Consider the following 18301-nt stretch of genomic DNA (forward strand, 5'->3'; position numbering starts at 1 on the left):
CGCCAGCGCACGCGCCGGCTGCGCGCCGCCCTCGCGCGAAATGGCCCGGGCTGACTGCGCGGCCGCCAGCAGGGCGTCACCGTGGATGTCATCGGAGTAGGCAAAGCCGGTCTTTTCGCCGGCAATGGCGCGTACGCCCACGCCCTGCTCGATGGAGTGGGCACCGTCCTTGACGATGCCGTCTTCCACGCTCCAGCTTTCACGCCGGGCGTGCTGGAAATACAGGTCGCCAAAGTCGATGCCGGGGCCCAGCAGGGTCCCGAAAGTACGTTCCAGGCCGCCAGCATCCAGCCCGGCGGGCAGCAGCAGGCGATCCTGGGCAAGGGTCAGTGCGTTCTCGGTCATGGTCCTGATCTATGGGCAGGGGCCGCTATCGCAAGCAGCACAGAAAGGAAGGTTCATCGTTGCACCGGCGCAGCGGCCGGTGCCGGTGGCAAAGGCGGGGCGTCGTCGCGGTCGATCACTTCGACCTTGGGCTCGGCCCAGGGGCCGGTCACCCGGTAGGTCTTAGCCCCGATTTCGCCCAGCGGCTTGGACAGCACCGCGTTGGCCGCCGCGCCGACCGCGGCACCCACCGGGCCGCCCGCCACCGCGCCAACCACGGTCAGCAGGTTGCCGGCGCGCGGATTCACATCGATGGTCTGGTCGAACTGCTGCCGGCGCAGGTCGGTCTGGCCGCGGATGCTGATGTTGGCCGCGGGGCCTTCGATCAGCACCTTGTCGGTGGTGGCCATACCGTCCGCGAAGGCCAGCGTGCCTTCCACCTGGTTGAAGGCGAAACCCTTGGAGAAGAAATCGCGGAAATCAAACATCAACCGGCGCGGCAGCTGGGCCACGCTGAGCAGGCCCAGCACGCGTCCCGCACCGGGCTCCAGTTCCAGCAGCTGGCCATTGCGGGCGTGCACGTGCATCTGTCCTTCCAGCGCACCCAGCGCGAAGTCGGAGGGACCGCCCGGCCAGCTGGCTTCCAGTCGCAGGGAACCTTCGCCGCCCCGCAGCTGGCCGCCGTAGTCCAGATTCTGCATCAGCCCCCCCAGGTCCTCGCTGTCGACCTGTACCTGCACCTGGGTATTGGCCGTGCTGCCCATGCCCAGCCAGCGCCCCTGGATATCGATCTGCTGCTTGGGAGCGCGGAACTGCAACTGGTCCACGCTCAGGCCGTTGCCGAACGGATGGGTGCGCAGTACGGCCTGGCCGAGCTTGGCCTTGCCGAACTGCAGGTCGTTGATGTCCAGCGACAACGGCGGAATCTTCGCTGGATTGGTGTCGTTGGCGCTGGCCTGCACGCGGGCCGGCAGGCTGGCGTCGTCGGGCAGCACGATCGCGGCCCCGTCGTCCGGGCGTTTGACCGGGGTCGGCAGCGACTTCCAGTGCACGCGGTCGAGTCTACCGACGATGGGGGCACCGTCGGCATTGGGCACGCTCAGGTCCCCGGCCAGCGCCGGGCCATCCATGCGCACCTCGATGCTGGCCGGAGTCGGCCGCAGCTGCAGGCGGGTCTGTTCGAACACGCCACCGGCCAGCAGCAGTTGCCCGACCTGCACGTCCACATGGCGCAGCGGCATCGGGTCGTCCCCGCCGCCACCCGGCGAGCGCGCCAGCGCGATCCATTCCAGTGCGTCCAGCGAGCCGCTGCGACCGTTCACCGCCAGCCCGCTGGTTGGCGGCTCGCGATCCACGCGGCCGCTGCCCAGAGTGACCTGCACGCCGGTCTGATTGTTGTGCGTGCGTGCGGCCAGCGCCAGGCGCTGGCCGAAGGCGACATCCACCCGCCCCGCCCCCATCGGCAGCTGTGCATTGACCGTCGTCGGCAGCGGCACCGCAGCCGGCTTGTCGAGCGGAGCCGGCAGGTCCAGGCGCGTTCCGACCAGGTCCGAGTGCAGGGTGAGCAGCGTAGGCGGTTCGACCTTGGCTCCCGCCGCGACCTTGGGCAGGGTCACACCGATGGACCAGCGCGAGGTGCCTTCGATGTAGGGCTTGATCCAGCTCAACTCCGGCGCGCGGTCCAGCAGCAACCCGGCATCGAGCGATGCGCTGAGTTCGGATTCGAACGCCTGCGCCGGATCCTTCACGAAACCGCCCGCGCGCAGACTGAGCTGGCCATCCTGGCCCAGATGGCGCACCGCGAGCTGCTCGGCACCGAAGCCGTCATTGCTGTAACTGGCCTTGCCGTGCATGTTGTCGAAGGTCAGGTCAAAGCGCTTGTCGCTGAGTGTCGCACCGGCCAGCTCGACCGAGCCCTGCAGACGGCCGGGACCGGCATCGTGGTGCAGCGGCTGCAGCAGATCGAAGTCGACCACCGCCGGGCCTTTGGCGGTCAGCGCGTTGAGTGAATCGCCGTAGGTCTTCTGCAGCGGGCTCTGCTTGAGCATCGCCAACAGTGTGCTGGCGTCACTGCGGGTGTTGGCTTTCACATACAGGTCGGATTGCCCGAAGTCGGCGATGCCGGCATCGAAGTGGTCCACCGCCACGCCGGCAAGGTCACCTCGACCGTGCAGCTCGAAGCCAGGGCCGATGAAGGCGATATCTGCGTCGACCTTGTTCATGGTCGGCCAGTCGTGCTGGAAGCGGATGTTGCCGTTGTCGATATGGCCCGTCGCTTCAAAGCGGCCGTTGTTCTGGTCGAACGGCCAATCCTCCAGATCACCGGTGACCAGCCCCACGCCGCCGCGCACGTGGCCGGACACCAGCGCGGCGTCCAGCCAATCGGTCGCGCCCTTGCTCATCTTGGAGTGGATCCAGAATCGCTTCGCCGCCGTCATCGGTACATCGTCGAGCTTCGCCGCCACTTCCAGCCACGGTCGCGTGCCGTTGGCCTGGAACCAGACCCCGCCCCGCACGTCGGCGGCATAGTCGGTGCCCTGCACGCGCAGTGCCGGTGTGCCAACCCGCCAACCGCCCGCCTCATCGCGCCAGCCGACCACACTGCCGGCCAGGCGTACGTCATGGCGCACGCCGAACCCGGTCGGCCAATCGAAGTGCATCACCCGGCCGGGCTGCAGGTCCAGGCGGAAACCATTGGCATCTCCCTGGAAGTGCCCGCCCACCCCGCTCAACCCCGGTGCGTGGCCGGCGGCGGCGAAGCGGATGTCTTCCAGATCGCCTTCAAAGCTCAGTGACCCTGCGCGTTCCCCGCTGACCCGAACCCGGGTCATCCGTACCTGCGGTGCGGCCGCGTGCAGCCAGCTGCGCAGGCCCGGGTCGACCCGGTCGGTGAGCGCCAGCCCGCGCAGCAGCGCAGTAGCGTCTATGTTGTCTCCCGCCAGCGCCAGATGCTCGCCACCGGCCACCAGCAGCCCGTCCAGGGTCTGCTCACTGCCGCCCATGCCGATGCGCAGGCGTGACGCGTCTGCACGCCAGCCGCCCTTCACCCAGCGCCAGCGTGCGCGCAGTTCGAGATTGTCGAGGGTCATCTGCGGGCGCTTGCCGTCCGCCAGCACCGCACCCTGCAATTTCACATCGTGCAGATCTGCGTCGGTGGTGACCATCACCAGGCGCGAATCGCGCATGTCCACCCAGGCGTTGAACTCCCCGCTGCCCTGCTGCAGGCGGGCCCCGCCGAACTGCAGCAGCGGCGACCACGCGCTGAAATCGGCCGGGTCCGCACCCAGCCAGACCTGGCCGTCGCCGTGCCTGCGCTCGAAATCCAGCACGGCGGTCAGCGGTTGAGCCTTCAGGTCCGCCCAGGCCCGCGCGCCCACGCGCACGCGCTGGCCGTTCACGCGCAGGCGCAGGTCGATGCGCGGCAGCTCGGCATGCAGCTGCAGCGACGGCGCATCCACGGTCAAGCGACCACCAATCACCTGCAGCTCGCCGAGCCGGCGCAGGGATTCCAACGGATCGCCTTTGCTCGACTGGGGCAGGCCCTGTACCGACCAGCGACCGTCATCGGCCCGTTGCAGTTCCAGTGCCAGGCCGCGCAGGCGCAGCTCGGTCAGCGATTGGCCCGGCAAGAGGCCGGCATACATCGATACCAGTACTTCGGCTTCGCCAATGCGCAGTCCCTGCCCTTCACCGATGCGCAGTCCCTTCAGCGCCAGCAGTGGACCGCGTCGGGTCCAGCGGGTATCCAGCTGGTCAAACCGCACCGGCTGACCGGCGCGAGCGCTCAGCCAGGCGGCAACCTTGTCAGGGTGCCGTTCGGCCAGCGGCAGCAGCTGGCTCACCGTCCCCACAAGTACGGCAACGCCGACCAGCACGATGGCCAGCGCATAGACAGCATGGCGGCGGATCCTTCGCAGCCGCAGTCGCAGCGGCGTGGTCATCGACCCGCCGGCGCGCGGCGGCACGCCTGAGCATGAAGGTCAGAGCAGCACGACATCAAACTGTTCCTGCAGGTACTGCTCGTCGGCCTGGAAGCGGATCGACTTGCCCAGGAATTCCTCCAGCTCAGCCACCGCTGCGGATTCCTCATCCGTGATGCGGGCAACCACCTTGGTCGAGGCGATCACCAGCAGGCGCGCCGCATCGAACTGGCGCACGGCGCGGGTGATCTCGCGGAAGATCTCGTAGGTGACCGTTTCGGTGGTCTTGATGCTGCCGCGGCCACTGCACTGCGGACAGGTCTCCGACAGCTGGCGCTCCAGGCTTTCCACCGTGCGCTTGCGGGTCATCTCCACCAGCCCCAGCGGAGAGAAATCGTACACCGTGGTCTTTGCATGGTCGCGGGCCAGCGCCTTCTCCAGCGTACGCAGTACCTGGCGGCGATGCTCGGCGTCATCCATGTCGATGAAGTCGATGATGATGATGCCGCCGAGGTTGCGCAGGCGCAGCTGGCGCGCGACGGCCTGGGCCGCTTCCAGGTTGGTGCGAAAGACGGTTTCCTCCAGGTTGCGCTGGCCCAGGAACGACCCGGTGTTGACGTCGATGGTGGTCATCGCTTCGGTCTGGTCAATGACCAGGTAGCCACCCGATTTCAGCGGGACCTGCTTGTCCAGCGCGCGGCCGATCTCGTCCTCCACCCCGAACATGTCGAAGATGGGCCGGTCGCCGCTGTACAGCTCCAGCTTTTCGGCCAGCACCGGCATGTACTTGGCGACGAAGGCCTGCAGCTGGGCGAACGTTTCCTTGGAGTCCACCTTGACCTTGTCGACATCCTTGCGGATCAGGTCGCGCACCGAGCGCAGCGGCAGGCTCAGGTCCTCGTAGATCACGCTGCACGGCGCGGCTTCACGACCGCGACGCTCAACCACGTTCCAGACCCGCGAAAGATAGGCGATGTCCTCGGCGATGGCCTCGGCCGGCTGGCCCTCGGCATTGGTACGCACGATGTAGCCATAGCCGCCGTGCTGCGACGACAGTTCGGTGACCAGCGTCTTCAGGCGCGCGCGCTCGGCCTCGTCCTCGATCCGCGCCGAGACACCGACCACCTTCGATTGCGGCAGCAGCACCATGTAGCGGGAAGGAATGCTGATCTGCGTGGTCAGGCGCGCGCCCTTGGTGCCGATCGGGTCCTTGACCACCTGCACCACGATGTCCTGCCCGTCACGCAGCAACTCCACGATCGGCACCGAAGCCGGCGGCGGCAGCGTGGTGCCTTCAGTGTCGGCGCTGGCCACCGGAGCCGGACGCACCACGTCGTTGGCGTGCAGGAAGGCGGCCCGTTCCAGGCCGACCTCGACGAAGGCCGCCTGCATGCCCGGCATCACGCGCTGCACCTTGCCCTTGTAGATGTTGCCGACCACACCGCGTCGCCAGCCACGCTCGATGTGCAGCTCCTGCAGCATGCCGTTCTCAATGACGGCCACACGGGTCTCGCGCGGAGTGACGTTGACCAGGATTTCCTCAGACATGCGCGACTCCCTTCGATTCGAACGCCAGCAGCAGTTGTTCGGTCTGCTGCAGGGGCAATCCCATCACACCCGAATAGCTTCCCGCCAGATGACGGATGTACCGCTCGGCTCCACCCTGGATGGCGTAAGCCCCCGCTTTGCCCATTGGCTCGCCACTGGCCACGTAGGCCGCGATGGCCGCCTCGCTCCAGTCCACGAAGGTCACTTCCGACACGACCACCACGGCCTGCTCGCGGTCAACGGCCACAAGCGCCACGGCGGTAGCCACCTGGTGCGTGCGGCCGGACAACCGGCGCAGCATGGCGGCGGCATCGGCGGCATCGGCAGGCTTGCCGAACACCTCTCCGTCGAGGATCACCTCGGTGTCCGAGCCCAGCACGACCGCCTCAGGGTCATTGGCGACACGGACCAGCCCAGCCCGGGCCTTGTCGGCGGCCACCCGCTGCACGTAGTCCAGGGCACTTTCCCCCGGAGCACGGCGCTCGGGCACATCCAGGTCCAGCGCGCGGAACGGCCGGTCCAGTCGAGACAACAATTCGGTTCGTCGGGGCGAACGGGAGGCAAGATAAAGCATCGCGGAAGGATAACCCGCAGCCGCTCTCTGAATCGCGTACAACGGCACCAAAAATTCCTCGACCCCGACCTGCCTCACCGGACGTTCATCGGTCCGACAACAACCTCAACGCCTTCACAAGGAGATGTTCATGCGCCGCTTGACCCTGTCCCCGCTGCTGCTCGCCCTGTCCCTCGCCCTGGGAGCCACCATGACCGCCCACGCCCAGTCCGTCCCGGCCATCGCCGCTCCCGCCGACGGCACCCTGCTCAACGTCTCCGCCAATGCCGAGGCCAAGCGCGTGCCCGACGTGGCCACCCTGTCGGCCGGCGTGGTCAGCCAGGCCACCGACGGCAACACGGCCATGCGCCAGAACGCCGAGCAGATGACCAAGGTGCTGGCCGCGATCAAGGCCGCCGGGATCGCCGAGCGCGACGTACAGACCAGCGGGGTCAACCTGAGTCCCCAGTACCGCTACGCCGAGAACGAGGCCCCGAAGATCACCGGCTACCAGGCCAGCAACACGGTCAGCCTCAAGGTGCGCGACATCGCCAGGCTGGGCAAGGTGCTGGACGCCCTGGCCGCACAGGGTGCCAACCAGATCAACGGCCCTCAGTTCGAGATCGACCAGCCCGAACCGGTGTATGACGAGGCCCGCCTGGCCGCACTGAAGAAGGCCCAGGCCCGTGCCGAGACCTATGCCAAGGCGCTGGGGCTGCGCGTGCGCCGGATTGTGAGCATCTCGGAGAGCGGCGGCGGCAATTTCCGCCCGGTGATGATGCGGGCTGCGCCGATGGCCATGGCCGCCGACGCATCCACCCCGGTGTCGCCGGGCGAGTCGACGGTGTCGGTGAACCTGGACGTGGTGTTCGATCTGGGCCGGTAAGGGGTCAGCGGACCCACGGTCCGCTGCTACCAGAAAGGATGACTGGCAGCCAAACGTTGGCTGCCCCCTGACTTCCGGCGGACGCGCCACTCCCGTATTCCTGTCATTGCGCGGCCCCGCGCGGCCGCGCCGCAACGTTGATGTTCCCGCACATCTGGCAAGGAGAGTCGAGCATGGTCCGGACCCATCCCCGCGTTGTACCCCTGCAGATCGAAGCTTCACGCGTGCTCGGCTGGAGCACGGCCATCGCCGTACACGCGCTGGCCTTTCTGCTGCTGTTGATCCCCGCCACCTACGTGGCTGCGCCATTGCCGCGCGAGCGCACGCCGATCACCTTCTTCGAGGCCCGGCCGACCCCGCCGGAACCGCCACCGATGGTGATCCGGGATCCGTTGCCCAAGCCCATCACGCCAGCGACCGCAACGCCGATTCCCCAGGTCGCACCGCTGCCCCCTCCGACCGCTACGGCCGACGCCACGCTGGCGGTCCCCGCGCTGCCAGCCAGCGACGTGCAGGTGCCTACCCTGGCACCGGTCGACCCGGCGCCGGCCATGCCGACCGGCGTGCAGCTGCAGTACCGCACGGCCCCACCCCCGGCCTATCCGATTGCCGCGATCCGGGCCAACGAACAGGGCACGGTGCTGTTGCGGGTCCGGGTTGAACCAGACGGCAAGGCGTCCAACGTGAGCATTGAACGCAGCAGCGGGTCGCGGACACTGGACGCGGCAGCACGGCAGCAGATCCTGCGGCATTGGCGTTTTGTGCCGGCACAGGTGAATGGCCAGACGGTGGCCGCCGAAGGGCTGGTGCCGGTGAGCTTCAGCCTGCCGGAGTGATGCCTGCAGCGCGCTGCACGCGCGATTACAGGGTGTCGGCCGGGGCGCGCAAGAGGCGCGCTCCGGCTTTGTGACCGGTGTCCGGAAGGGCCACCAATTAAGCAATTTTTCACTGCTTCGTCACCTGCGGGAAACATAGATTTGGTTGGTCGACACTGGCGTTCAGTGCGATCCACCGATTTCGATGGTTTTCCCAGTCAGGAGAGAAGCTGTGAAACACCCGGTCCAACGGCCCACCCTCGGCCGCCGCAACAACTTGGCTCACTCCGTATCCGTGGCGCTTACCAGCGGCCTGCTCCTGTTGAGCGGCGCACTGGCTTCGTCCACTGCCCTGGCCCAGGATCAGGCCACCAACCTCGACCGTATCACGGTCACCGGCTCCAACATCCCCCGCACCAATACTGAAACGCCCTCGCCCGTGCAGGTGGTGACGCGCCAGGAAATCGACCGTACCGGCAAGACCACGGTCGCCGAATACCTGCAGACGCTCACCGCTGACGGCGCAGGCTCCATTCCAAAGACCTTCGGCAACGGCTTTGCCGGCGGCGGCGCGGGCATCTCGCTGCGCGGCCTGGGTGCAGGTTCCACCCTGGTCCTGTTGAACGGCCGCCGCATGGCGACCTACGGCCTGGCCGATGACGGCCAGAAGGTGTTCACCGACCTGAGCACCATTCCGCTGGATGCCGTGGAGCGCGTGGAAGTGCTCAAGGACGGCGCGTCGGCCATCTATGGTTCGGACGCCATTGCCGGCGTGGTCAACATCATCCTGCGCAGCGACTTCGAAGGCGGCATCCTGCGTGGTTCCTACGGCATGTCCGAGGACGGCGATGGTGATGCCAAGAAGGCTACGCTGACCATCGGCACCGGCAATCTGATCGAAGACGGCTGGAATGCCTTCATGAGCCTGGACGTCGGCAGGACCGACGCGATCAAGATCAGCGACCGCACGAACCGCAAGTGGATCGGCACTGGCGACCTGCGTCGCTGGGGCATTTCCGCGCAGGACTCGCAGTTCCTCGGCGGTGCGTTCCTCAATGGCGGCACCAGTGGCGGTGCCGGCCCGAACGGTTCGGTGTTCGACGATTCGCTGGACACGGCCACGCTGGTCCCGCTGCCCGGCTGCCAGGGCCTGACCACCATTCCCGGTCAGACTGACGCCTCCATCGCCGAAGACGGCTGCCTCTGGAATCCGGCACAGCTGTATCGTGACCTGAGCCCGAAGGAGGAATACGTCAACGTGTTCGGCCGCGCCAGCTTCGCGTTCGGCGAGGGCGGCGAGATCTACACCGAGATCGGCTACTCCAAGAAGGAAACCACCTTCAGCAACACGCCGTCAGGCGTATCCGGCAGCTGGGGTTACCCGCTTGGCCCGCAGAATGCCAGTAGCGGCGACGGTGCGGTGGTGCTCTCACCGACCCACCCGGACAATGCGATTCCGGGCCAGGCATCGCGCCTGCGCTATTCAGCCTGGGACGTCGGTCCGCGTGTGACCAACAACACCAACGAGTTCAACCGCTTCCTGGTAGGCGTCAAGGGCAACTGGGGTGAGTGGAGTTATGACACCGCCTACCTGCACTCGGGCACCGACCTGACCAACGTACGCACCGGCTTCCTGCGTTACAGCGCCGTGCAGTGCGCGCTGGGCGACCCCGCCTGCGCCGGCGGCACGTGGCGCATCGGCGACGATGCAGGGCTGAACTCGCAGGCGCTGTACGACTACATCTCGCCGACCATCAGCGCCCGTGCCAAGTCCAGCCTGGACATGTTCGACTTCACCGTATCGCGCAGCCTGGCTGACCTGCAGGGCGGCCCGCTGGGCCTGGCGATGGGTACCGAATGGCGCAAGACCAGCAACAGCCTGACCCCGCAGACCTACACGGACGAGGGTGACATCATTGGCCTGGGCTACTCGGCCTACGACGGCACCCAGAACGTGTACGCCGGTTACGTGGAGCTGTCCGCGCCGGTGCTGGAGCAGCTCGAGCTCACCGGTGCAGTCCGCTACGACAAGTATGAGAGCGGTGACGGCAAGGCGACACCCAAGCTGGGCGTGAAGTGGACGCCGGTGGACTGGATCGCGCTGCGTGCCACGTATGCTGAAGGCTTCCGCGCACCGAACCCGGCCGAGAACGGCGACGGCGGCCTGGCGGCATTCTCCACCGCACGCGACCCGGTGCGCTGCGCCGCGGACCCCACCACCACCAACTGCGGCGCACGCCCGGTGGCGATCATCACCAGTCCGAACCCGGGCCTCTCGCCGGAAGAGTCCAAGAGCTACTCGGTGGGCATCGTGCTGCAGCCGACCTCGTCCACCTCGCTGACGGTGGATGCCTGGCAGATCAAGCGCACGGACGAAATCGCCCAGGGCAGCACCGCCCAGGCGATCGCCGACGGCGACGTGCTGCGCGATATCGACCTGATCAATGGCATCCCGGGCACCGGCAGCATCCTGGCGGTCAACACCGCCTACGTGAATGCCAACTCGTCGCGGGTGCGTGGTATCGACACCGATATCCGCCAGACCTTCGACATCGGCCCTGGCCAGCTGGAAATGGACCTGCAGTGGAGCCACGTGCTCAAGTTCGAGCGCACCGAAGGCGGGGAAACGGTGGATTACGTGGGCACCCACGGCAACTGCGACGTGACCAACTGCATCGGCACGCCGGAGGATCGTGTCAACTTCGGCACCACCTGGAAGCAGGGCCCGTGGAGCGTGAGCGGCGTGGTCAACTACATCTCCAGCCTGGAAAACAAGGACCACCGCGGTGGCGACTACCTCGCCTTCTATGCCGACGGTACGCCGGTCGAGAAGATCTCCTCGTTCACCACCTTCGACCTCTCCGGTCGTTGGAACATCACCGATGCCTTTGAGCTGAATGCCTCGGTGCAGAACGCGTTTGATCGGACCGCCCCGCTGGACCCGACCACCTACGGCGGCGTGAACTACAACCCGCTGCACTTCAGCGGTGCGATTGGCCGCTACTTCACGGTGGGTGCCAAGTACACCTTCAATTGAGGGTAGCAGTTGGGGTTTTCACCAGGCCCGGGCGTGCCCGGGCCTGGTGTTTTCAGGGCGTCCGCCAAGAGAGGCATGCCCTTGTTGAACGGTCGGACGCCATCATTCAATGGCGCATGCCATCAGGGAACCATCCTGCCCATGGATAGGCAACCTCCGGTTCACGCGCGGCGACGTACTGCGCCTCCGCCAGGATCAACCTGTCCTCGCGGTCCTGTGCGGCGTTGAAGGCCTGGACCTCGGCACGGAAGGCTGCACGCGCCTGGGCTTGTTCGGCCTGATTCAGCGCCGGACTATTCAAGTTGAGCAGGAGCGCGCCCAACTGGGCGGTATGTCGCGCCACCTCTTCGCGCGCAACGGCACGCAGTTCATTGAACCGAACGTTTCCCGCGCCGTCGACCAGCCGGTTCTGGATCTGCTGCAACCGCAACTGCTGTCTGTCGACCGGAGGAAGATCGTCCAGCCCAACCGGCGACATGCGCATTACCGAGGGTGAAGCGAGGGAGATGGGCACAAGATGTGACATGACGACTCCAAGCGTTGGATGGTTCATGCCACGGTACGACTGGGTTGAAGGCGATACCATGCAATCTGTTGTAACGGCAGTGCGCCTGCACGTAATGCAGGTGGTGGCAGTCATTCGCCCCTGGATGGCAAAAACGTCACTCGCTGGGTGAGGGGCGGCGACAGCGCCGCGTGGTCTGGCGGTCGGTGATGAATACGTGCGTCCGGCTGATGCTCACCTTGGGATAGACTTAATCGCAAATCCTTCACGGCAGGAGCGCCGCGTGGCAATTTTCGATTGCGGTCCAATGCGAGTTTGTATTCGCCAAGGGGCGGGGATACGAGGTGGAACCATGCGCCTCATTCAGAACTTCGCGCTTTTCTCTATCACCCTATCGATTGCAACAGGATGCAATGCCATGAGTGATGCCAATCACGCTGCCTTGGATGCTTTCAGGCCGATGCAGTCTGTCAAGGAGGCTGAGGCACAGCTATCGTCATGGATCATCCCAGGCGTTGCTGTAGCAGATGCAGTGGATCGACTAACTTTGCTGGGATTCGACTGTAAGGCCACACGACCTTCGGCACCGGACCCGAAGGCCGCTGCCTACTGCATATTCCAGACCTCTCCGCCTCCACCTCCAGCACAGAGGCGCGTAGCGCCACTGACGCCCGTTACATGGATTGTGACGCTGAACTCTGAGGATGGAACGGAGATCAGCACCTTTCAAGCATCGCGATCGCCCAAGGATATTGGAGAGTAAGCAATGCCGGACGACCAGGCTGCGATCATTGTAGGGGCCAGTCCCGTTGCGCCTGATCGACGACACACATACGTACTCTTCCAGCGATCCGATGGCAGCGCCATCGTTGTTCGCGGCGGTCCGGACGCTCGTGCGGAAGGTAACGATCTTGCCAACCTCGCGGGGAGCACGATTCTGGGCTCCGATAATTTTGGTCACATTCGTGTCGATGCTGCGACTTACATACCTCCCTACATTGCCGTTTATCAACGGCAGCCGGATGGATCTATTCGACCACTGCCTGCAAATCAAACGGACCCTGAAGACCCATCTCTGATCAGAAATGCTGACGGAATGCCCATTGAGCAACGGGAGATCGCTCCAGACTGGCCGCTCCCCGGGGAGGATCACGAGCGTATAGTCGTTTGGAAGGGGACAGATGAAGAGCTGGAATCGAAAATGCGATCTGCGATCACAGCCGGGCAGCAGATCAACGATGCCCAGCTTGAGTACTCGCCACTGTATAACAACAGCAATGGGGTGACGGGACTACTGCTGAAAGCGTCGGACGTGCGACCGCTGCTGCCCTTGGACAAAGATGGACAGAAGGTAGACGCCCCCAATTTTGGCGAGAGACTGTTCCAGGATGTTGGCTTGGCGTCCAGTCGAAGTGGCTACTCTTTTGACGGAAAGCAGTGGTGGGATGACGAAGGCCGCAAGATCAAGCCACCTCAGTCGGGCGAAACGAACATTCTCCTTGATCCAACCGAGAAGGGCACCCGTTCAGGGTCTTTCGACAGCAGTTACAACGTTCAACTTAACGAAGCGCAGCAGACTGCGTTGGCCACCGGCGATCCGGATCTGGATCGACTTGCGGCCGCTCTACTTGCTGACGACGACACTGCTATCTCTCGTGTGAATGCGCAGATCGAGCAATCGCAGCTGGTTAAGGCGCATGAGCATTGGGGGCGCGACCTGGTTGCATTCGAGCAAAGTCAGGAGTTGCAGCAGCAGGAAGCGACTCGCCAAGCGCTAGGACCAGGCATGGTGCGCTGAGTCCAAACTTTCACGAGGTTAATGATGTCTAGCGAGAAGCAATTGTCCGATGTTCTCTCGTCATTGCAGAACACCGTTAAGCTCCAATCTGCTTTGTTGGCGAAGTTTGAGCAGCGTGAAGCACGCATGCAGGCCGCTTTCGACCAGCGGATGCAGGCATTGCAGAACGATATCGCGCAAGCGCATCGCCGATTCGATGGGATCGTTGCCGGTGCCAGTTCCCAGATTGCCAAAGATGCAAGGGATGCCGTGGTTCCCGTCGCCAAGGAGTATGACCGTGCTGTGTCGATGACATCCGCTCGCTTGAATGGCGCAAGCAAGCTCGTCTGGATGTGGTTCGGCAGCGCGTGTGCCACCTTGCTACTGATCGCGCTGGTTGGCTGGGCAGTTCTGGGCTATTACCGCCGCGAGCTGGCCACAGCCAAGGATGAGGTGGGACGTTACGAAAGCGCTATTCCGGTACTAAAGGCATACTACGCGTCCGATGCTGTACTTTGTGGCGATGTGGTATGCGTCAATGTCGATGCAGATGCTGGGGGAGTGTCAGATTTTCTGTGTGCAGGGCAGTTAATCGGTCTTACTGCCGGGCCGACGTGAATCGGTCTCCGTAGACTACCGCGAATTGATTCATGGCACCCTTCCACTCGCGGGTTGATCGACTCCAGTCGGCCGTGATGTTACGTAGGACCAGCCAGATCAGCTTGCTGGCAGCTTCATCGCTTGGGAAGTGGCCCCGCGTCTTGATGATCTTGCGCAGCCTAGCGTTAACGCTCTCGATGGCGTTGGTGGTGTAGATCACACGCCGGATATCTGGCGGGAAGGCGAAGAACGGGATGATTCGGCTCCAGTTGCGTCGCCAACTGGCAGTAACGGTGGGGAACTTGGTACCCCATGGCCCGACCTCAAAAGCATCCAAAGCGGCGCTGGCGGCGGCCTCGTTGACGGCCTGATAGATGGGTTTGAGCGCGGCGGCCAGGCCCTTGCGGTCCTTCCAGCCGGCGTAGTCCAGGCTGTTGCGGATCAGGTGCACGATGCAGGTCTGCAACGTAGTGGCCGGGAACACAGCTTCCAGAGCCTCCGGCAGGCCCTTGAGCCCATCGGTGACGGCAATCAGGATGTCGAGGGTCCCGCGCGTGCGCAGATCGTTGAATACTTTCATCCAGAACTTGGCACCTTCCGTGTTCTCGATCCACAAGCCGAGAATGTCTCGAGTGCCGTCGGCCAGAACGCCCAGAGCGAGATATACCGCCTTGTTTCGTACAACGCCTTCCTCGCGGATCTTGACGCGAAGTGCGTCAAAGAAGACAACCGGATACATGGTCTCAAGCGGACGCGACTGCCACGCCGTCACCTCCGACATCACCTCATCAGTGACCTTGCTGATGAAGTCTGGCGAGACATCCGTTCCGTACATTTCCGCCAGATAGGCCTGGATCTCCCTGACTGTCATGCCTCGCGCGTACATGGCCACGATCTTGTCGTCAAAGCCGGTGAACCGACGCTGGTGCTTACTAATCAGAACCGGCTCGAATGAGCCAGCCCGGTCACGTGGCGTATCGATCTGAATCGGTCCGGCATCCGTCAGAACGTTCTTGCCGGTATGGCCGTTGCGGTGATTGCGCCGGCCGTCGGCCTGGAAGGACCCTGTCTCGCCCTGCAGATGCATACCAAGCTCCGCCCCCATCGCCCGCTCGATGACTGCCTTCTTGAAGCTGGACGGTCAGGTGACAAGCGTCAGTATCGTCAAGCAAAGCCACGCCCTCGCATGTAGTATCCGCGGGTCCTGGTCAGTGAGTGAGCCTTGGCGCGTACGGCATGCCGCTAGTCATAACAATAGGCCCGGGCAGTTCCCGGGCTTTCTGGTTTACATCGCGTGACCAACGTCAATTGAAGTCGTACTTCGCCCCCGCCGTGAAGTAGCGGCAAATGGCACCGCTGAAGTGCAGCGGGCTGTAGTTCACGCCGCCGTAGGTGGTCGGGTCGAGCGGGGCGATACGGATGCAAAAAAAAAGCCTCGCATCGCTGCGAGGCTCTGAAACTTGGCGCCCGAAGTTGGACTCGAACCAACGACCCCCTGATTAACAGTCAAGTGCTCTAACCGGCTGAGCTATTCGGGCGGGGTGCGCATTGTAACCGGGTTTTTCACAGGATGTAACCCCCGTGACGCGCCAATGCTGTCAGGCGCGGTGATACGGATGATTGGCCAGCATCGCCGCCGCGCGGTACAGCTGCTCGGCCACCACCAGCCGCACCAGCATGTGCGGCAGCGTCAGCGGGCCAATCGACCATTTTTCATCTGCCAGCGCCGACACTTCAGGCGAGTGCCCTTCCGGGCCACCAATCAGGAATGCCAGGTCGCGGCCCTGGCTGCGCCAGTGTTCCAGGCGCTGCGCCAGCTGTTCGGAACTGAGCTGGCGGCCGGGCACATCCAGCGCTACCACGTAGGCATTCTTCGGCAGCGCAGCGATCACCCGCTTGCCTTCGTCCTCGGTGGCGCGGCGCGGATCACGCCCCTTGCCACGCAGACCGGGTTCTATTTCCACCAGTTCGAAAGGCAGCCAGTGCGACAGGCGCTTCTGGTACTCGGCAAAGCCCTGCGCCACCCAGGCGGGGGCGCGTTCGCCGGTGGCGATCAGCTTGGCTTTCAACGCGCGGCGTAACCGTCGTCTTCGTCGTCCTGACCGTCTTCGTCGAGCAGGCTCGGCGGCTGGTCGCCGACGCTCCACAGACGCTCCAGCGCGTAGTACTCACGCACGCGCGGCAGCATCACGTGGACGATGACATCACCCAGGTCGACCAGCACCCATTCGGCTTCGCGCTCGCCTTCCACGCCCAGCGGCATGTTGCCGGCCTGCTTTGCGAACTTCACCACTTCGTCGGCGATCGACTTGACGTGACGGCTGGAGGTGCCCGAGGCGATCACCATGTAGTCGGCGACGCTGGACTTGCCAATCACGTCGATCTCAACGACGTCCTTGGCCTTCAGCTCTTCCGTCGCGTTGCGCACGCACTGCAGCAGCTGCTCGACGGACGGCGCGGGATGGGGCAGGTCGACCTTGATGGTCTGGGGCTGGGTCTGGTCGCTCAAAGCAGGGAAACTCAAAAAGTGTTGGGGCGATTATACGGGGCACGGGGCCTGAACGTATTCACACCCCTGCGGCACCATACAACCCCTGTTCGGCCACGTAGGCGGCCACCGGCTCCGGGAGCAGCGCACGCCACGCACCGCCTGCGGCCACCTGTTCACGTACCGCGGTTGCGGACTCGCCCCGCAGCGGCGCGCGCAGCCGCAGGATGCGACCGGCCGGTGCGGCGAACAACGCGCGTTCGTCACTGACGAAACGGCCGTGCAGCGCCACCGCCAGCGAAGGACCGAGCCCACTCTGCAGCGGACTGCCGATCCGTTCAGCCACGATGAAATGACACAGGCCAAACAGGGCCTCCCATTCATGCCAATGGTCGAGGCTGCGCAGGCTGTCGGCTCCGACCAGCCAGGCAATGGGCTGGCGCGGCCCCAGTTCGGCACGCAGTTCGCGCAGGGTGTCCACCGTGTAGGACGGTACACCCGGGTGAAGCAGCGCGCGATCGATCTCGCGCCGGTCTACCAGCAGGCCGGGTTCATCACCGATCGCCAGTTCCAGCATGTGCGCACGCTGGTCGGCGTCGGCCCCCGGCGGGGCACGATGCGGCGGGTCAGCCGCTGGCAGCAGACGCACTGCGACCTGCAGCTGGTCACGCGCGGCCCGTGCAATGGCCAGGTGCCCCAGATGCACGGGGTCGAAGGTGCCGCCGTAGTAGATGCGCAGTGGCATCAGGCGCGCGCCAGCAGCCGGACTGCCCGCGCTTCCGCAACGGCCACGAGCAGGCGCTCCAGGCCCAGCCACGGGTCACCCTCGGCACGCCCTTTGGCCATCCGGTCCACCAGTCCGGCCTCGGCGACGAAGCGCTCCCAGCGCTTGGGTTCGGGATGGCGCTGCAGCGCGCGTTTGAACGGTGCCTGGCGCGCTTCCCAGATGCCCCGGCTTTTCATTTCCGCAGCCAGGTTGCCGCCGCGCGCCTGCACCCTCGCCAGGCCGGCCGTGGACAGCATTTCGCGGATCACCATGGGCATCAGCGCGGCCACGGCTTCGCCCTCACCCCGCAGACCCGCCAGCATGCGCAGTACGGCCGCAGGCTGGCCGGAGAAGGTGGCTTCCAGCAGGCGGAACACGTCGTAGCGGGCGGCGTCGGCCACCAGCGACTCCATCGTGTTCACGTCCAGGCTCTGGCCTTCGGCCAGCAGCGCCAGCTTGTCGATCTCCTGCGCGGCGGCGAGCAGATTGCCCTCGACCCGCTCGGCCAGGCGCTGCACCGCAGCCGGGTCGGCGCGCAGGCCTTTCTGGCGCAGGCGGCGCTCGATCCACTCCGGCAGCTCATGCGGCTTGATCGCCCAGGCCACCGACAGCACCCCGACGCGACTGACCGCTTCGGTCCACTTGGTCTGGTGCGCCTTGCTCCATTCGTTGCACGTGATCAGCAGAATCACGTCCGGCGCGGGATTGGCGCAGAACTGACTGATCACTTCGCTGCCTTCCTTGCCCGGCTTGCCGCTGGGCAGGCGCACTTCCACCAGCCGGCGGGCGCTGAAAAGGCTTGGGGCGTTGAAGGTGCCGTCGAGCTGGTTCCAGTCGAAGTCACGGCCGTCGGCGTCGAACACTTCGCGTTCGTTGACTCCGTCAGCGCGAGCCCGCGCGCGGATCGCATCGGCCGCTTCCAGGACGCGCAGGGTTTCCGGGCCGGCAATCAGATACACCGGGGCCAGCGGCTGGCTGGCCGGCTGGCTGGCAAGTTGTTCCGGGCGCAGTTCCATGCGGAGCGGAGCCGAGGCCGGCTCAGGAGCCCTGCGGCGGAATGACCGGGCTGGCCGGTGTCGCCG

At 65.1% G+C, this 18301-nt stretch carries 14 protein-coding genes, 1 tRNA gene and 1 pseudogene; 5 read left to right on the forward strand and 11 right to left on the reverse strand.

Annotation, left to right across the window (positions count from 1 at the left end):
* The 4 genes from EGJ34_RS14210 to EGJ34_RS14225 all read right to left on the reverse strand — a co-directional run.
* The coding region (locus tag EGJ34_RS14210) for a DNA gyrase modulator (protein WP_312023031.1) at positions 1 to 345 on the reverse strand (345 nt) is incomplete at its 3' end.
* 53 nt (positions 346 to 398) lie between these two features.
* Entirely contained in the window at positions 399 to 4265 is a 3867-nt protein-coding gene (locus EGJ34_RS14215; protein WP_125361122.1) for a YhdP family protein, read from the reverse strand.
* A gap of 39 nt (positions 4266 to 4304) precedes the next feature.
* Positions 4305 to 5792, reverse strand: a complete 1488-nt coding sequence (gene rng / locus EGJ34_RS14220; RefSeq protein ID WP_125361123.1) for a ribonuclease G — start codon at positions 5790 to 5792, stop codon at positions 4305 to 4307.
* Entirely contained in the window at positions 5785 to 6366 is a 582-nt protein-coding gene (locus tag EGJ34_RS14225; protein ID WP_125361124.1) for a Maf family nucleotide pyrophosphatase, read from the reverse strand. The genes rng and EGJ34_RS14225 overlap by 8 nt, the downstream gene beginning before the upstream one ends.
* Before the next feature lie 130 nt (positions 6367 to 6496).
* On the opposite strand from EGJ34_RS14225, the gene EGJ34_RS14230 reads away from it, so the two are divergent.
* From EGJ34_RS14230 to EGJ34_RS14240, 3 genes are all read left to right on the forward strand, one after another.
* On the forward strand, positions 6497 to 7231 hold the full coding sequence (locus tag EGJ34_RS14230) for an SIMPL domain-containing protein (protein WP_125361125.1): 735 nt from the start codon (positions 6497 to 6499) through the stop codon (positions 7229 to 7231).
* A 173-nt stretch (positions 7232 to 7404) separates the two neighbouring features.
* A complete protein-coding gene (locus EGJ34_RS14235; protein WP_125361126.1) occupies positions 7405 to 8067 on the forward strand; it encodes an energy transducer TonB in 663 nt (220 codons plus the stop codon).
* 211 nt (positions 8068 to 8278) lie between these two features.
* A complete protein-coding gene (locus EGJ34_RS14240) occupies positions 8279 to 11083 on the forward strand; it encodes a TonB-dependent receptor (RefSeq protein ID WP_125361127.1) in 2805 nt (934 codons plus the stop codon).
* A gap of 106 nt (positions 11084 to 11189) precedes the next feature.
* Here the strand turns inward: EGJ34_RS14240 and EGJ34_RS14245 are convergent, their stop codons facing one another.
* Positions 11190 to 11636: a hypothetical protein gene (locus EGJ34_RS14245; protein WP_125361128.1), complete on the reverse strand. Its 447-nt coding sequence runs from the start codon at positions 11634 to 11636 to the stop codon at positions 11190 to 11192.
* A gap of 718 nt (positions 11637 to 12354) precedes the next feature.
* Here EGJ34_RS14245 and EGJ34_RS22735 point away from each other — a divergent pair.
* Positions 12355 to 13386, forward strand: a complete 1032-nt coding sequence (locus EGJ34_RS22735; RefSeq protein ID WP_260477004.1) for a hypothetical protein — start codon at positions 12355 to 12357, stop codon at positions 13384 to 13386.
* A gap of 24 nt (positions 13387 to 13410) precedes the next feature.
* Positions 13411 to 13983, forward strand: coding sequence for a hypothetical protein (locus tag EGJ34_RS22255; RefSeq protein WP_260477005.1), 573 nt, complete (start codon positions 13411 to 13413; stop codon positions 13981 to 13983).
* Here the strand turns inward: EGJ34_RS22255 and EGJ34_RS14260 are convergent.
* The 6 genes and pseudogenes from EGJ34_RS14260 to holA all read right to left on the reverse strand — a co-directional run.
* Positions 13964 to 15100, reverse strand: a pseudogene (locus tag EGJ34_RS14260) (IS256 family transposase); the annotation flags it as partial. The gene EGJ34_RS22255 and the pseudogene EGJ34_RS14260 sit on opposite strands and share 20 nt — an antisense overlap.
* A gap of 326 nt (positions 15101 to 15426) precedes the next feature.
* Positions 15427 to 15503: transfer RNA gene (locus EGJ34_RS14265), tRNA-Asn, on the reverse strand.
* 60 nt (positions 15504 to 15563) lie between these two features.
* Entirely contained in the window at positions 15564 to 16034 is a 471-nt protein-coding gene (gene rlmH / locus EGJ34_RS14270; RefSeq protein WP_125361130.1) for a 23S rRNA (pseudouridine(1915)-N(3))-methyltransferase RlmH, read from the reverse strand.
* The gene (gene rsfS / locus EGJ34_RS14275; protein ID WP_125361131.1) at positions 16031 to 16474 is read right to left on the reverse strand and encodes a ribosome silencing factor; all 444 of its coding nucleotides are present in this window, start codon (positions 16472 to 16474) and stop codon (positions 16031 to 16033) included. The genes rlmH and rsfS overlap by 4 nt, the downstream gene beginning before the upstream one ends.
* Positions 16475 to 16532: 58 nt before the next feature.
* A complete protein-coding gene (gene nadD / locus EGJ34_RS14280; RefSeq protein WP_260477006.1) occupies positions 16533 to 17201 on the reverse strand; it encodes a nicotinate-nucleotide adenylyltransferase in 669 nt (222 codons plus the stop codon).
* A complete protein-coding gene (gene holA, locus EGJ34_RS14285) occupies positions 17198 to 18235 on the reverse strand; it encodes a DNA polymerase III subunit delta (protein WP_125361133.1) in 1038 nt (345 codons plus the stop codon). Before holA ends, nadD begins: the two co-directional genes overlap by 4 nt.
* Positions 18236 to 18301: the final 66 nt, after the last annotated feature.

It is taken from the genome of Stenotrophomonas sp. 278 (genome assembly GCF_003935715.1).
GTDB classification, from domain to species: Bacteria; Pseudomonadota; Gammaproteobacteria; order Xanthomonadales; family Xanthomonadaceae; genus Stenotrophomonas; species Stenotrophomonas maltophilia_AH.

What these genes read in the sequence shown, in the direction of transcription:
- holA (WP_125361133.1), bottom strand. Translation starts at nt 18,235, where the DNA reads ATGGAACTGCGCCCGGAACAACTTGCCAGCCAGCCGGCCAGCCAGCCG.
- rng (WP_125361123.1), bottom strand. Translation starts at nt 5,792, where the DNA reads ATGTCTGAGGAAATCCTGGTCAACGTCACTCCGCGCGAGACCCGTGTG.
- EGJ34_RS14215 (WP_125361122.1), bottom strand. Translation starts at nt 4,265, where the DNA reads ATGACCACGCCGCTGCGACTGCGGCTGCGAAGGATCCGCCGCCATGCT.
- EGJ34_RS22735 (WP_260477004.1), top strand. Translation starts at nt 12,355, where the DNA reads ATGCCGGACGACCAGGCTGCGATCATTGTAGGGGCCAGTCCCGTTGCG.
- EGJ34_RS22255 (WP_260477005.1), top strand. Translation starts at nt 13,411, where the DNA reads ATGTCTAGCGAGAAGCAATTGTCCGATGTTCTCTCGTCATTGCAGAAC.
- EGJ34_RS14230 (WP_125361125.1), top strand. Translation starts at nt 6,497, where the DNA reads ATGCGCCGCTTGACCCTGTCCCCGCTGCTGCTCGCCCTGTCCCTCGCC.
- EGJ34_RS14235 (WP_125361126.1), top strand. Translation starts at nt 7,405, where the DNA reads ATGGTCCGGACCCATCCCCGCGTTGTACCCCTGCAGATCGAAGCTTCA.
- EGJ34_RS14225 (WP_125361124.1), bottom strand. Translation starts at nt 6,366, where the DNA reads ATGCTTTATCTTGCCTCCCGTTCGCCCCGACGAACCGAATTGTTGTCT.
- EGJ34_RS14245 (WP_125361128.1), bottom strand. Translation starts at nt 11,636, where the DNA reads ATGAACCATCCAACGCTTGGAGTCGTCATGTCACATCTTGTGCCCATC.